Origin of the sequence: Pseudomonas sp. RL_5y_Pfl2_73, assembly GCF_963970515.1 — a bacterium.
Lineage (GTDB): Bacteria > Pseudomonadota > Gammaproteobacteria > Pseudomonadales > Pseudomonadaceae > Aquipseudomonas.
Genome location: NZ_CAXAPD010000004.1, coordinates 219,579 through 234,281 on the forward strand (window position 1 = coordinate 219,579; position 14,703 = coordinate 234,281).

Annotated in this window: 14 protein-coding genes; 3 read left to right on the forward strand and 11 right to left on the reverse strand. The window is 62.3% G+C overall.

The window, feature by feature from the left end; genetic code table 11:
- Positions 1 to 987: 987 nt before the first annotated feature.
- The gene (locus tag AACY42_RS05715) at positions 988 to 2,742 is read right to left on the reverse strand and encodes a flavin monoamine oxidase family protein (protein WP_339477515.1); all 1,755 of its coding nucleotides are present in this window, start codon (positions 2,740 to 2,742) and stop codon (positions 988 to 990) included.
- 247 nt (positions 2,743 to 2,989) lie between these two features.
- Between AACY42_RS05715 and AACY42_RS05720 the strand changes: the two genes are divergently transcribed.
- Positions 2,990 to 4,396 carry an adenosylmethionine--8-amino-7-oxononanoate transaminase gene (locus AACY42_RS05720; protein WP_307572453.1) on the forward strand — a complete coding sequence of 469 codons (1,407 nt, stop codon included), beginning with the start codon at positions 2,990 to 2,992 and terminating at the stop codon, positions 4,394 to 4,396.
- Positions 4,397 to 4,611: 215 nt separating this feature from the next.
- Positions 4,612 to 5,331: a 16S rRNA (uracil(1498)-N(3))-methyltransferase gene (locus tag AACY42_RS05725; protein ID WP_339477525.1), complete on the forward strand. Its 720-nt coding sequence runs from the start codon at positions 4,612 to 4,614 to the stop codon at positions 5,329 to 5,331.
- Positions 5,332 to 5,367: 36 nt separating this feature from the next.
- On the opposite strand, the gene trhA is transcribed toward AACY42_RS05725, so the two are convergent.
- Positions 5,368 to 5,985, reverse strand: coding sequence for a PAQR family membrane homeostasis protein TrhA (gene trhA, locus AACY42_RS05730; protein ID WP_339477526.1), 618 nt, complete (start codon positions 5,983 to 5,985; stop codon positions 5,368 to 5,370).
- A 197-nt stretch (positions 5,986 to 6,182) separates the two neighbouring features.
- Here trhA and AACY42_RS05735 point away from each other — a divergent pair, with 197 nt between their 5' ends.
- Positions 6,183 to 7,097 carry a LysR family transcriptional regulator gene (locus AACY42_RS05735; RefSeq protein WP_339477528.1) on the forward strand — a complete coding sequence of 305 codons (915 nt, stop codon included), beginning with the start codon at positions 6,183 to 6,185 and terminating at the stop codon, positions 7,095 to 7,097.
- Positions 7,098 to 7,216: 119 nt separating this feature from the next.
- Here the strand turns inward: AACY42_RS05735 and madM are convergent, their stop codons facing one another.
- The 9 genes from madM to mdcA all read right to left on the reverse strand — a co-directional run bounded on the left by madM (position 7,217) and on the right by mdcA (position 14,470).
- On the reverse strand, positions 7,217 to 7,981 hold the full coding sequence (gene madM, locus AACY42_RS05740) for a malonate transporter subunit MadM (RefSeq protein WP_339477529.1): 765 nt from the start codon (positions 7,979 to 7,981) through the stop codon (positions 7,217 to 7,219).
- A gap of 5 nt (positions 7,982 to 7,986) precedes the next feature.
- The gene (gene madL, locus AACY42_RS05745) at positions 7,987 to 8,379 is read right to left on the reverse strand and encodes a malonate transporter subunit MadL (RefSeq protein ID WP_339477531.1); all 393 of its coding nucleotides are present in this window, start codon (positions 8,377 to 8,379) and stop codon (positions 7,987 to 7,989) included.
- A 67-nt stretch (positions 8,380 to 8,446) separates the two neighbouring features.
- Entirely contained in the window at positions 8,447 to 9,367 is a 921-nt protein-coding gene (gene mdcH / locus AACY42_RS05750; protein ID WP_339477533.1) for a malonate decarboxylase subunit epsilon, read from the reverse strand.
- Positions 9,364 to 9,987 carry a malonate decarboxylase holo-ACP synthase gene (locus tag AACY42_RS05755; RefSeq protein ID WP_339477535.1) on the reverse strand — a complete coding sequence of 208 codons (624 nt, stop codon included), beginning with the start codon at positions 9,985 to 9,987 and terminating at the stop codon, positions 9,364 to 9,366. The genes mdcH and AACY42_RS05755 overlap by 4 nt, the downstream gene beginning before the upstream one ends.
- Positions 9,981 to 10,784, reverse strand: coding sequence for a biotin-independent malonate decarboxylase subunit gamma (gene mdcE, locus AACY42_RS05760; protein ID WP_339477537.1), 804 nt, complete (start codon positions 10,782 to 10,784; stop codon positions 9,981 to 9,983). The genes AACY42_RS05755 and mdcE overlap by 7 nt, the downstream gene beginning before the upstream one ends.
- Positions 10,781 to 11,632: a biotin-independent malonate decarboxylase subunit beta gene (locus tag AACY42_RS05765; RefSeq protein WP_339477539.1), complete on the reverse strand. Its 852-nt coding sequence runs from the start codon at positions 11,630 to 11,632 to the stop codon at positions 10,781 to 10,783. Before AACY42_RS05765 ends, mdcE begins: the two co-directional genes overlap by 4 nt.
- Positions 11,625 to 11,924 carry a malonate decarboxylase subunit delta gene (locus AACY42_RS05770; protein ID WP_339477541.1) on the reverse strand — a complete coding sequence of 100 codons (300 nt, stop codon included), beginning with the start codon at positions 11,922 to 11,924 and terminating at the stop codon, positions 11,625 to 11,627. Before AACY42_RS05770 ends, AACY42_RS05765 begins: the two co-directional genes overlap by 8 nt.
- Positions 11,924 to 12,799 carry a triphosphoribosyl-dephospho-CoA synthase gene (locus AACY42_RS05775; protein WP_339477542.1) on the reverse strand — a complete coding sequence of 292 codons (876 nt, stop codon included), beginning with the start codon at positions 12,797 to 12,799 and terminating at the stop codon, positions 11,924 to 11,926. Before AACY42_RS05775 ends, AACY42_RS05770 begins: the two co-directional genes overlap by 1 nt.
- A complete protein-coding gene (gene mdcA, locus AACY42_RS05780; protein WP_339477543.1) occupies positions 12,800 to 14,470 on the reverse strand; it encodes a malonate decarboxylase subunit alpha in 1,671 nt (556 codons plus the stop codon).
- Between the last annotated feature and the right edge of the window lie 233 nt (positions 14,471 to 14,703).

The window sequence follows — 14,703 nt, forward strand, 5'->3', positions numbered from 1 at the left end:
AAATCAAGCAATGGCCGGTTCCGATTAATATTGCAGGCCGATGGGAACCTGGTAATCAAGGAGGGCGAAAAAATCATTTGGACGGCAAATGAGAAACAACCTTACAGCGCCACGTTGTATCCAAGGAGGATGAGTGCGCGTTTGCAATTCGTTGTCAGCAACAGCGGCTTTCTACATGATCCGTCCAGACGGCGATTGTGGATCGCCGAAAGCACCCACAGCACAGACAAATCTCTTTGGTACAACACTTGTATGACCATGCAGGACGATGGAAACCTGGTCATTTTTGACATGCGAACAGGGAATCTTTGCTGGGCCCGCTATGGCTTCGTCCCGGGACGTATGTCCAAGCCAAAGCGGGTCAAAATTTTATTTGAGAACTTTGAAATTAAAACTTGGTCGATTTCGCTGCCGCCTCTCTAGAGTCACTTATTGACGCACTCAGGCCTGTAAGGATCCATGTCGCATCTATAAACTAATTGAGGATCGTGCTTTTTCAGAACCATATGGCCATCAGCAGTGCAACCACTGACACCGAATACTGCCAATAGCATTAAAGCCGCTATCAATTTCATGTTAACTCCAGCTTTCACGAGGTGAAAATTTTGAATTATTAGTTTACCGAGCACTCAGGCCTATATGGATCGATGGAGCATTTGTGTGCTAGCTGCGGATCTCTTTTTGGAATCATCGGAATCGTCAAAGGATCTCGGCATTCGCCATACATACATCCATATATCGAAGCCAATACGACCACTGCCATTAGTATTTTCATACGCGCTCCTGTTTTTGGAGGAGCCTAGATTTGTGGCTTGGTGCGCGCTATCGCCTGCTTCCGGTTAAAGGGTGGGAAGTTTCCGATATATCGCCAAGGCGTGTAGGACGTAGCGCTTATTAAGCGATGCCGGGCTTTGAGTGGCGCCGCCGGTACGCTTGATGCTGGATAAAAAAACGCGGCCCTTGAGCCGCGTTCTTTCCACCTGATCGTTACTGAGCCTTGGTCTCAGTCGCCGCCGGTGTTGTCGCTGCCGGCTTGGCCGCCGGTTTCTTCGCCGGAGTGGCTTTCTTCACTGGCGTTTTTTTAGCCGGGGTCTTGGCGGCTGGTTTCTTCGCCGCTGGTTTGGCCGCTGCTTTCTTGGCTGGCTCAACCTTTGCCGGGGCTGGTGCAGGTGGTTCCACCGGTGCCGGCGCAGGAGCGGGTAAAGGTGCTGGAGCAGGCGCTACCGGTTCCGGTGCCTTGACCGGCTCTGGCTTCTTGTCATCGTCCGAGCCACCAAACAGGTTGCTGAAGAAGTTGCCCTTCTTCGCCGCCACTGCACCAGCAGTCGCCGTTGCAGCAGGCGCGACCTTGGGAGGTTCAAACGACTTGCCCGCCGCCAGGCCTTCAACCTGGCTGGCGGCCCGCTGGCCGCTGCGCAACGCACCTTCCAGGGTGCCCGGATACAGGGTGTCGGTGTGTTCACCGGCAAAGGCTACGCGCTGCAATGGCTTTTCCCACAGGCGCCAGTACTTGCTGATCTGGCCCGGGCCAAAGGCCAGGTACGCGCCGCCCATGGACGGATCGGTGCTGTAGCGGCGGATTTCATAGCCGGTGAACGCGCCACGGGCCTGTGGATAAAATGCGTGCAGGCGGATCAGTACCTGATCAACCATCTGCTTGTCGCCGAACGCCTGCATCACCCGGGCGTTGTCACCGGACAGGTTGATGACCACGTTGGCACCGCCCTTCATGGCCGGCTCGATCCACATCATGCCCAGGCCGGCGTTGCTGTAGATCTCGCCCGACATGCGCGCCTTGCTGTCCCAGACCGGATTCTTGAACTTGAGCATGATCTGGTCGCGCCAACCGTAGTTGGTGCCCTTGATGGCGCCTTGATGCTGGGCGTCCAGGGCCGGGGTCAACTGGATCTTGTTCAGCGCCCGCAGCGGCACCGCCAGCACCGCGTAGTCAGCCCGGTAGCCAACGGCGCCAACCTTGACGGTTACCCCGTCCTTGTCCTGGGAGATGGCCGACACGGGCGAATTGGTCTTGATGGTTTTCAGTTGCTTGACGAACGCCTGGGCCAGGACCGGGCTGCCCCCGAGCAGGCGCGAGGCCCGCCGGTCGCGGTCGGACACGCCGCGATAGACGCGGTTCTGCTGGGCGAAATACAGCAGCGACAGACGCGAAGGTTCGTCATAACGGGTGCGAATTTCCTGGTTCACCAACTGCCGCGCCGTGACCGGCAATTGCAGGCGGTCAAGCCAGTTGGACACGCTGATCTGGTCCAGCGCGTGCAGCGTATTGGTGGCCGCCGGGTTCTGCGGGTCTTCGATGGAGCGCGCCAGGTCGTCCAGGGTGGCTTCGTAGCGCTTGAGGGCTTCGGCAGTGGCCGGCTGTTTGGTCGCCAGGTCCGCGGCGGTGAAGTAAATGCCGTCAATCAGGTAGCTGGGGGTACGCACGAACTCCGGCGCCGGCGTGGTGCTCAGTTTGAAGGTCGAGAGGTACTTGTTCAGCACTGGCTGCGTTTTCTCGTTGCCGATCCACTCACTGGTGGCCATGCCCGAACGACCGCCCAGGCTCGGTTTGGCTTCCAGCAGCGTCACGGCCCAGCCTTTGTTCTGCAATTCATAGGCCGCCGTGAGCCCCGCCAGGCCGCCGCCGATGACGATGGCCGTCGGTTGTTTGTCCTTGGCCAGCGCCGAAACGCTGAACAGCCCTATCATCACCAGCGCCCAGGCGCGCAGCCAACCAGCAGACATTCAACGAACTCCGGATTAAAACTTGGGAAACTTCAGCTTTCGAGCCAGTCGGCTCTCGGTTTTTCGAGCCAGTCGGCTCAGGGAACAGCGAAGAATACGTCAGCCATCAAAACGCCGCCAGCGACGTCTATCGCCTCGTTCAAAGCAATGGGAATGACACAATGGGTTGTCCGCGGGGCCGCCATTGCATAGGCTTGCGCGATTGTTTTGCCCGCGCCCGCCGCGAGCCGCCTCGAGGAGACTGTACATGGGCCTGAATAACCAGTGGATGCAACGCGACCTCGCGGTGCTATGGCATCCCTGCACCCAGATGAAAGACCACGAACAGCTGCCACTGATCCCCATCAAGCGCGGTGAAGGCGTGTGGCTGGAAGATTTCGAAGGCAAGCGCTACCTCGATGCCGTCAGTTCCTGGTGGGTCAACGTCTTCGGCCACGCCAACCCGCGCATCAACCAGCGCATCAAGGACCAGGTCGATCAGTTGGAGCATGTGATTCTCGCCGGCTTCAGCCATCAGCCGGTGATCGAGCTGTCCGAGCGGCTGGTGAAGATGACGCCCGAGGGCCTGACCCGGTGCTTCTACGCCGATAACGGCTCGTCCTGCATCGAAGTGGCGATGAAGATGAGCTTCCACTACTGGATCAATCGCGGCCGGCCGGACAAAAAGCGCTTCGTCACCCTGAGCAACAGTTACCACGGCGAAACCATCGCGGCGATGTCGGTGGGCGATGTGCCATTGTTCACTGAAACCTACAAGGCGTTGCTGCTGGACACGATCAAGGTGCCGAGCCCCGACTGCTACCATCGCCCCGAAGGCATGGGCTGGGAAGAACATTCGCGCAACCTGTTCGCGGCCATGGAACAGACACTGGCCGAGCATCACGACACGGTGGCGGCAGTGATCGTCGAACCGCTGATCCAGGGCGCCGGCGGCATGCGCATGTACCACCCGGTGTACCTGAAGTTGCTGCGCGAGGCCTGCGACCGCTATGGCGTGCACCTGATCCACGATGAAATCGCCGTTGGCTTCGGCCGTACCGGGACGATGTTCGCCTGTGAGCAGGCCGGTATCACGCCGGATTTTCTCTGCCTGTCCAAGGCCCTGACCGGCGGTTACCTGCCACTGGCCGCATGCGTGACCACCGACGAGGTCTACAGCGCGTTCTACGACGACTACCCGACCCTGCGCGCCTTCTTGCACTCCCACAGCTACACCGGCAACCCGCTGGCCTGCGCGGCGGCCCTGGCGACGTTGGATATCTTCGAAGAAGACAACGTCATCGAAAACAACCAGGCCCTGGCCCAGCGCATGGCGAGTGCCACCGCGCACCTGGCCGATCACCCGAACGTCGCCGAAGTGCGCCAGACCGGCATGGTGCTGGCCATCGAGATGGTCAAGGACAAGGCCAGCAAAACCGCTTATCCGTGGCAGGAACGGCGCGGCCTGAGTGTGTTCCAGCATGCCTTGGAGCGTGGTGCGCTGTTGCGCCCGCTAGGCAGCGTGGTGTATTTCCTGCCGCCCTATGTCATCACCCCGGAGCAGATTGATTTCCTCGCCGAAGTGGCCAGCGAAGGCATCGACATCGCCACCCGGGACAAGGTCAGCGTAGCGGTGCCGAAGGACTTCCACCCGGGTTATCGCGATCCGGGCTGACACTGCGATGCGCTGTTGGAACACTATTCGTCGCACCGAACCCCTGGGCTCTGTAGGAGCTGGCGAAGTCTGCGATCTTTTGATCTTTTGATCTTTCGCTTGAGACTCAAGTGTATTGGGAAAGATCGCAGCCTCGTTGCACTCGACAGCTCCTACATAGCTCCTACATAGCTCCTACACAGCGCCTACACATTTAACTTTTCCAGAGATTCAGTATGAGACTGTCCCGCTTCTTCATCGACGCCCCCCTGAGCCTCGGCGACCACGAACTGCCTGAAGCCCAGGCCCATTACATCGGCCGGGTGCTGCGCATGGCCGAGGGCGATGCGGTGCAGGTGTTCGACGGCTCGGGCCAGGAGTTTCGCGGCACCCTGGCCGAGGTCGGCAAGAAACGCGTGCGGGTGCAATTGGACGCGCAGTTCGCCGGACAACCTGAATCGCCGCTGCGCATTCACCTCGGCCAAGGCCTGTCCCGAGGCGAGCGCATGGATTGGGCGATCCAGAAAGCCACCGAGTTGGGCGTCAGCGAGATCACGCCGATTTTCAGCGAACGCTGCGAAGTGCGCCTCAAGGACGAGCGCGCCGACAAGCGCCTGCTGCACTGGCGCCAGGTGGCAATCAGCGCCTGCGAGCAATGCGGGCGCTCGAGCGTGCCGGTCATCCACCCGCCCCTGCTGCTGGCCGACTGGCTGAAGCAGACCGCGGCCGAGCTCAAACTGGTGCTGCATCCTGTGGCCGAGCCGCTGGTCAGCCATGACAAACCGTCGACCCTCGCATTCCTGATTGGCCCCGAGGGCGGCATGTCGGACGCCGAAGTCGAACAGGCCAAGACCGCCGGCTACCACGCCGCCCGCCTCGGCCCTCGCGTGTTGCGCACCGAAACCGCGCCGGTGGTGGCGCTGGCGGTGGCGCAGCAGTTGTGGGGGGATTTCTAACTCACTGCAGATTCTTCAACCACAGGTGTTCATGCGTCAGAGCACATAGAACAAAATCGCCACGAAGTGCAGCAGGCTGCCGGCGATCACAAACAGGTGCCAGATGCCATGGGCGTGGCGCAACCGCTGGTCGAGGGCGAAAAAGATAATGCCCACGGTATACAACACGCCGCCCGAGGCCAGCCAGGCAAACCCGGCGCTGCCCAGGGCCGCCAGCAGCGGCTTGACCGCCACCAGCACGATCCAGCCCATCACCGCGTAGATGACGATCGACAGGACCCGCGCTTCGGAACGCGGCTTGATCTCCTGCAAGATCCCGATCAGCGCCAGCCCCCAGACGATCCCGAACAAGGCCCAGCCCCACGGCCCACGCAGGGTCACCAGGCAGAACGGGGTGTAGCTGCCGGCAATCAGCAGGTAGATCGAAAAGTGATCGACCTTCTGCATGATTGCTTTTTTGCGCCCGCGCACACTGTGGTAAACCGTCGAAGCGCTGTACAGCACCAGCAAGGTGAACCCGTAGATCGCCACGCTGACGATCTTCCACGGATCACCCGTCATCCCGGCAATCACCAGCAACCACACCGCCCCGATAAAAGCCGCGACCGCCCCGACCAGGTGCGTCCAGGCGTTGAGTCGTTCCCCGTGATACATCCAGTCCTACCTCACATTCCAGAACAGACGCCAAGGCTCAGGCCTGGCGCGTCAAAGTGCAATGCTTTGCTTGCTGTGGGAGCACGACTTGCCCGCGATGAAGGTAACTCGGTTTCGGCAAAACCGCGTCGCCTGTTTCGCGAGCAAGCTTTGTTCCCACAGGGCACAATCGGGCAATACGAATAAGAGTCCGCCCCATGCTGATCGACGAAGAACTGACCCTGAAGAAACTCGAGGTGTTCCTGGCCTTCATGCGCACCGGCAACCTGGCGCGGGCGGCAGCCGAGTTGCAGACCAGCAATGTCAGTGTGCACCGGGCCATTCACTCGCTGGAGAGCGCCCTGCGTTGCCCGTTGTTCAAGCACGAAGGCCGCAACCTCACGCCGCTGGAAAGCGCTTATGTGCTGGAAGAGCGGGCGCAGAAGCTGATCCAGGACGTGGTCGAAAGCGTACGCCTGACCCGCGAAGCCGCCGGCTTCTCCGCCGAACGCTTCAAGCTCGGCTCGCTGTATTCGTTGACGGTCAAGACCGTACCCCAACTGATCATGGGCCTGAAAATCCGCCGCAGCGAGCTCAATATCGACCTCATCCTGGGCTCGAACATCGACCTGCTGTACAAGCTCAAGAACATGGAGGTGGACGCGATCCTGATCTCCCTGGACGACAGCGTGAACGACCCGGACTGCGAGCATATCGAGCTGTTTTCTGATGATATTTTCCTCGCCACACCGGCCGATTCTCCCTTTGCCCAACGCACTGAAGTGGATCTGGCCGAGGTACGCGACGAGACGTTCATCACCTTGACTCAGGGTTTTGCCACGCATCAGGACGGTATCCGGGTGTTCAAACAGGCGGGGTTCGAGCCAAAGGTGGCGATGCAGGTCAACGACATCTTCACCCTGCTGAGCATGGTCAGCTCCGGGGTGGGCTATGCGTTGCTGCCGGGGCGAATTGCGGCGGTGTATGAAAACCGGGTGAAATTGATCCCGTTGCAGGAAAGGTATCGGCTACAACAGCGCATTGGCGTGGTGTTCCTGAAGGCCAAGGAGCGTGACCCGAATTTGCTGGCGCTGTTGGCTGAGTGCCGGATGTATGCCAATCGCCAGGCTTGACACCAAGTCGCCCCCTTCGCGAGCAGGCTCGCTCCCACATTGGATCGGTGTTCACACATCCCCTGTGGGAGCGAGCCTGCTCGCGATGAGGACAGCCCGTTCAGCGAAGATTCAAAGCCCTACCCCATCAACCCCCGCATGATCAGAAACAACAACGAAGGCCCCAACAAGCACCCAAGCGCCGTATAGAACGCCGCCGTCAGGCAGCCATACGGCACCAGCTTTGGATCGGTGGCCGCCAACCCACCGGCCACACCGCTGGAGGTGCCCATCAAGCCACCGAAAATTACCGCACTGCGTGGATTATTCAGGCCAATCAACGGTGCCACGAATGGCGTCGCCACCATCACCAGGATGGCCTTGATCAACCCGGCGGCAATGGACAGCGCCATCACTTCGGAACTGGCACCAATCGCCGCTCCAGTCACTGGCCCGACGATGTACGTCACCGCCCCGGCGCCAATGGTGGTCAGGCTCACCGCATCGGTGTAACCGAAGGCCATCGCCACGCCCACCCCGGCAATGAACGACGTAGCGACGCCGACAAACAACGCCAGCACCCCGACGAAGCCGGCGCGCTTGAGTTCTTCGACACTCACGCCAAACGCCGTGGCGACGATGGCGAAGTCCCGCAGCATCGCACCGCCCAGCAAACCGATCCCGGACAGCAGCGGAATGTCCACCACGCCCTTCTGCCCACCGGTCATTGCCCCGCCAATGTAGGAGAGCACCAGCCCCAGGAGAATGGCGATGGCCGAGCCATGCAGGCGGCCTTTGGTGAACGTGTCGCTGATCCAGTAGGACACCCACATGGTGATGCCTACAATGGCAAAACCGCTGATCAGGCTGTAACTGGTGATGACTTTCATCATGGATTCGTACATGGCAATCACCCGACCGTCTTAACGGAAACATCAGCCTGAGGCCCTTTGTTGCCAATGCGCACCAGCACCGGCACCATCGCAAAGGCAATCACCACCGCCAGGGTCCCGGCCAGAATCGCCATCGGTCCCCCCTTGAGCGCGCCGTAGACGTTTTGCTGCGCCGCCATCGCGACCACGATGGGAATGTAGATCGCACTCCAGAATTCCACGCCGGCCTCGGATTTGCCCTTGAACAGGCCGCGCTTGCTCAGGTAGCTGCCCAGGCCGATCAACAACAGCATCGCAATGCCGACGCCGCCGACGTTGGCCGGCACGCCGATCAGCTTGCCCAGCAGCTCACCGATAAAAATACCCGCCAGGGTACAAAAGGCCAAAAATGCCACACCGTAGATAATCATTGTTGTAGTCCTCAAAGTGCATCGTCGAAGTTGTTGTTTTTGTGCTTCGCCAGCTTGAGTCGGTGGTTTAGGGGTGGCGGTTTCCCTCCTCACGCAACAGCGCCTGCAAGGTGTCGAGCCGGGCACCGTCGAACGCCATGACAGTGCCCTGTTCGAACACCCGGCGCGCCAGGGCGGTCAGCACCGCACCGGGCGGCAGCTCGATCTGTAATCGCACGCCGCGCTCGTAGGCGCTTTGCACCGTGCCGCGCCAATCCACCACGCGGCACATGTTGAACGCCAGGTCGTCGCGCAAGGCCTCGGCGTTGATCACCGGTCGCGCACGGCTACCGCTGAGATAACCCAAGGCCGGCGCTTTCAACGGCACGTCGGCAAATGCCTGGGCCAATGCCCGGGCCGGTGCTTCCAGCAACGGACAATGGGACGGCACGCTCACCGCCAGCCGACAGGCCTTTGCGGCACCCAGGCTTCGCGCCTGCCTGGTAACGTTGCTCATGGCCTCGTCGCTGCCGGCGATGACTACCTGACTATCCGCGTTGATGTTGGCCAGGTAGACCGGGGGGCTGTCGCTGTGCACCTGCGCCAGTAACGCTTCCACTGCCGCGAGGTCCAGGCCGATGATCGCGCTCATGCCGTAGCCTTGCGGATACGCCTGCTGCATCAATTCGCCGCGCAGGCTGACCAGCCGCAACGCATCCTCGAACCCCAGCGCACCCGCCACCACCGCCGCTGGATACGCGCCGATGGACAGCCCCGCGACGTAGTCCGGCGCCGGGGCCTGTTCCAACAGTTGACGGGACGCCGCCACGCCGGCGATCAGCAAACACAGCTGAACCGCGCGGGTCGACTGCAACGCCTCGGCGCTGTCCAGTTGCAACACGTCCTCACCGAGCACGTGACCTGCCTCGTCGAGGACTTGCGGCGCCAGATCATGGAGCATGCCCACGCGCTGCGCACCCTGGCCGGGAAAGACGAAGAGGCTACTCACGCGACGGGCTCCAATGAAGGCTGCCAAGGATCGCTCACCAGCCGTGCCTGCACATCATCCTTGAGCAAGACCCGCCGCGACGACCCCGCCCACTCGCGCAAGGCGACGGCACCGCAGGGCGTTTGCAATTGCAGGTCCACGACGCAGACCGAGGCCTCCAGTTGCGCCAGCAATTCCTTGGCCTGGAGACGATCCAGAAAATGCGGCATCCGCAGAATCAAATCCAGGTCGCTGCGTTCATGCAGCGCCTCGACGCCCGTGGCGAGCTCAAAACCGGCGCTGCCGCTGACGCCCCAGACCCAGCCACTGGCATCGAGCAGCGGGCGCAGCCGGGACAGCGCCTGCAGGGCCGGCACGTGGCGAGTCGACGGGACGTGACAGAGGTCTTCCGGCCGAGCTCGACGGGAAATCGCCGCGACCGCCATCGACGTTGCATAACGCTGTTCGCGCAAGCGCCCGCGCACGCCGACCGCGATTTGATCCGGTGCCGTCAGCGCGCGCCGAACCACCGCCGGTTGAGCGGCGGCAATCGATTCGACCACCCATGCCGGCGCACCCGCAGGCACCTGCTCCGGGGTCATCCCCCAGAGCAGGTCATGGGCCAGATACGTATTCACCACTGCGCTCTCAGTAGCTGGCGCACGGTGCTGGAAGCCGCGCGATGGGTCGCACCGAGGCGACTGCTCAAGTCCCGAGATGCCCCGGCAACATCGTTGATCGCCTGTTGCAGGCAATCCGTCACCCGGGCCAGATCCGCCGCCGTCGGGTGCTCGATCTGCGCCACCGACAAGGTTTCCCACAACAGACCCAAACTGGCAAAGCTGTCGATGTCGTAGGCCATCGGCGGCACACTGGCAGCCAGCGCCTCAAGCGCCTCGACGCTGCGCAAAGTCACCCGCGCCGCCGAGGCCTTGCCCATGGCGTGGACCATCACGCCCGGGTCACGCAGGGCAATCAGGCGGTTGGCCTGGTAGCCGTGGGCCAGGAACGCCCCCGACATGGCCTTGCCCACCAGCAAACCAATCACCGGATGCCCGGCCAGTCGCGCACGGGCATAACTGTCCGCCGCACCGGCCAAGGCCTGATGAATGCCCAGGGCTTCTTCGCGCCGGCCATAGGCCTGGCTCGGTACATCGATAATGGCGATCAGCGGGCGCTTGTTGACTGCATCGCGGTCGGCGTCAATGGCGTCGTCCACCGCTTTAGCCAAACCCCAGCCCTCCAGCAAACCGACTTCGCCATTGCGAGCACGGGGAAAGCGACTGTCGGGATCCGCCACCACCGCCAGCAGGCGCACGGTTTGCTCGCCCAGCCTGACGTCAGCGCCTTTCAACGAAGCCGGCAGGCCTTCCAGCGGTTTGGCGTCGCTACCCAAGGCCTCGAACCAGCGCAAGCCTCTCAATGAATAGGCACTCATGAGCGTTCTCCCTGATACAGCTGGCGAACCGCGGCCGGTTCGATTTGCACGTCAGTGTCCAAGCGGGCCAGGCGTTGCAGGAACAGCTCGGCCTGGCCGCTGCGGTGTTGTGCCGGAACGCCCAGGTGCAGCAACTGGCCGACCTGTTGGCGGATCTGCTTCACATCGTCGGCCACATAACGGTCCACCAATCCCGTGGCGAACCGCTGTTCACCGCCGGTCAGGCTCCAGATGAACGGCCGGTCACGGGAGTCGTATTCGTCGATCCCGGCCTCCTGTTCAATCACTTGTGGGCCGTTCAGGCCCAGCCGCGCTTCCTGGGTCACCAGCAGATAACTGCACAGCCCGGCGGCGATGGACATGCCACCAAAACAGCCGACGCTACCGGCCACCACGCCGACCACCGGCTGGTATTGGCGCAGGTCGACAATCGCCGAATGAATCTCGGCAATCGCCGCGAGCCCGAGGTTGGCCTCCTGCAAACGCACGCCGCCGGTTTCCAGCAGCAATACGGCGCGGGTCGGGATACCCTTGCGGTTGTCCTGCGCGGCCAGTTCCAGCGCACCGGCAATCTTCGCCCCGCCGACTTCGCCGAGGCTGCCGCCCTGGAACGCGCCTTCGATGGCGGCAATCACCACGGGCAGGCCGGCGAGCGTACCCTTGGTGATCACCACGCCGTCATCGCTTTGCGGCACCACGCCCTGGCGCAACAGCCACGGCGACATGACTCGCTGGAACGGGTCGAGCAACTCGCGAAACGTACCGGCATCGAGCAAGGACTTGGCCCGTTGCCGAGCACCGAGTTCGACGAAGCTGTGCTTGTTGAGCAACGCGGCACTGTCAGTCATGGCCGATCTCCTCGAAGCCTTGCTCCAGGCGCAAACGCACCACGCCAGGGGTGGCGCCGAAATCGTGGATGTCGATGGACAAGGCCGGCGGTGTCTGGCCGTCGAACATCCGGGCGAACAGGTGCTGCCAACGTTGTTCACTGCCGTTGACCGAGGTCTGCACCTGGATGGTCAGCTTGCCCGCCACCCCGGGCTCGATCAGCACTTCCAGGTCGCCCGAGCCGACACAGCCCACCAGCGCCCGCCCCCGTGGCGGCTGCCCGGCAGGGAATTCAAAGGATAAGGTTTCCATCAGCACACTCCAGGGAAGAGGCCATCGCCGCGTTCGATACGGTCAAGGAACAGGCAGGCGGCGAGCAGGTCGGCAGCGCCACCGGGCGAGGCATTCAAGGCGATCAGTTGTTGGTCCAGCGCGTGCAATTGGCGACGACCACCCAGGCTCGCACTGCCACCGGCATCGAGCACCGCCTTGGCGCCCTGTTGCATGGCCTGCAAGCCCGATTCACCGGCGCGATAAAGCACGCAGGTATCGGCCAAGGTGGTCATGATCGCCAGCAAGGCATCGAGCCGGGCATTCTGCTCACCCACGCCCGCCGCGCGACTGCGCTTGAGTTGCGGCAGGCCCAGGCCGGTCACCGCCGGGAACGCCAGCTGTGCTTCTTCCCGGGCACCGCGCACGCCGTAGCGCTGAGCCACCTGGGCGCCATGGCTCAAGGGTTGAGGCGCATCGCGGTCGTTGAGCAAGGCCAGGCGGGCAGCACGTAAAGTGACGGCGCCAGCGACGCAGGATTCAGGTTCCAGCGCTGCCGCAGCGACCAACAGGCCCAAGGCCCAGATCGCGCCCCGGTGTGTGTTGACGCCGCCAGTGGTGGTGAGCATCGAAGCTTCACCTTCACGACCGATGCGCCCGAGGGCTTCGCGTAACGGTAGGCCGATCTCGCCACAGTCGAGGGCGGCTTCGGCCATTTCCTTGAACGCCGGCCACAGCGACAGTGCCGAAGCGTGCATCAGGCCCAAGTGCAGGTCGGTGTGGGCACCATTGCCACGACGGTCCACCAAGGCCGGTTTAGGCGAGAGGTCGGCTTCGTCGATCAGCGCATCCACCGCCATATCCGCCAGGCGCTCGGCCAACGACAGTTTGTTCGGTTGCAGGTTGAAGGCGTGCATTTACCAGCTCCTGAACTTGGCGGGCGGGTTGTAGAGGCCACCGGACCACTCCACCAGGTCGGCCACGCTCTTGGCCGCGAGCAGTTCGCGGGTGGCGTCGGTGCGGCGGATGCCGAGGTCTTCGGGCAAGGCAATCAGCCCTTCGCGGCGCATGCGCGCGGTGTCTTTCGGGTTATGGCGCAAGCCAATGGCCGTGACGCCGGCCACGGCGGCGATCATTGCCTGGCGCTCTCCCAGGGAGCGGGCCTTGTACAAGTAGGCAATGCCCTCTTCGGTCAGCAGATGGGTGACGTCATCGCCGTAGATCATGATCGGTGCCAGGGACATGCCGGCTTTCTTCGCCACCTCCACCGCATCGAGGGTCTCGACGAAGGTCGGTTTGCCGCCCTCCTGGAACGTCTCGACCATCTGCACCACCAGCTTCTTGCCGCGTTCGAGCAGCGGTGCCTCGCCATCGCCGTGGCGCATATCGAGCCAGGCCGGCGTGCCGTGACGACGGCCGCGCGGGTCGTGGCCCATGTTCGGCGCACCGCCGAAGCCGGCCAATCGGCCGCGGGTCACGGTGGAGGAATGGCCGTCGCCGTCCACTTGCAGGGTAGCGCCGATGAACAGGTCCACCGCGTACTGCCCGGCCAGTTGGCAGACCATGCGGTTGGAGCGCAGCGAGCCGTCGTGGCCGGTAAAGAACACGTCCGGCCGGGCGGCGATGTAGCTTTCCATGCCCAGCTCGGTGCCAAAGCAATGCACACTTTCAACCCAACCGCTTTCGATGGCCGGGATCAGGGTCGGGTGCGGATTAAGGGTCCAGTTGCGGCAGATTTTGCCCTTCAGGCCAAGGGATTCGCCGTAGGTCGGCAGGATCAATTCAATGGCGGCCGTGTTGAAACCGATGCCGTGATTGAGGGACTGGACGTTGTGCTTTTCGTAGATCCCGCGGATCGCCATCATCGCCATCAACACATGCACAGGCTTGATGTGGCGCGGGTCGCGGGTGAACAGCGGCTCGATGTAGAACGGCTTGTCGGCCACCACCACGAAATCGACCCAGGACGCAGGGATGTCGACTCGCGGCAGGTCGCTGACGTCATCCACCAACTGGTTGACCTGGACAATGACGATGCCGTCACTGAAGGCCGCCGGCTCGATCAGCGCCGGCGTGTCTTCGGTGCTGGGGCCGGTGTAGATATTGCCTGCGCGGTCGGCCATGAAACCGGCCGAGAGCACCACATTGGGAATCAGGTCCACCACCAGCCGGGCATAGAGTTCGATGTAGGTGTGGATCGCGCCGATTTCCAGCAGGCCGTCTTCGAGCAACTGGCTGATGCGCAGGCTCTGGGTGCCGGCGAAGGAGAAATCGAGCTTGCGGGCGATGCCGCGTTCGAACAGGTCCAGGTGTTCGGACCGCCCGACGCTGGGCATGATCATGTGCAAATCATGCAGCTTGCTCGGATCGGCCTTGGCCAGGGAGCGCGAGAGGAAATCCGCTTGCTTCTGGTTATTGCCCTCCAGCACCACACGATCGCCGGGCAGGATCAACGCTTGCAGCGCGGCAACGATCTTGTCGGTGGGCAGCACCACACCGTCAGCAAGCCCCTTCACCAGCCCGAGACGCCGCTGCTTTTCGCTGCGCCGCCGCGTCCAGCGCGAGTCAGGGGATATTGTTATTGTCATGACCACTCCACGGGTTCGCTGTCGTGGGGCTCACCTTAGGAGTGTTATGGCGCGGGCATCAATCAAGCTCGACGATGGATCGTTACGGTAGGAGTAATGGTTGAACGCCATCCTGCTGGGAGCGAGCTTGCTCGCGATAGCGGTAGGTCAGCCAATGGAGTATCGAATGTGCTGCCGCCATCGCGAGCAAGCTCGCTCCCACAGGGGTATGGGGTTGGATTGGAGTTTGTGGC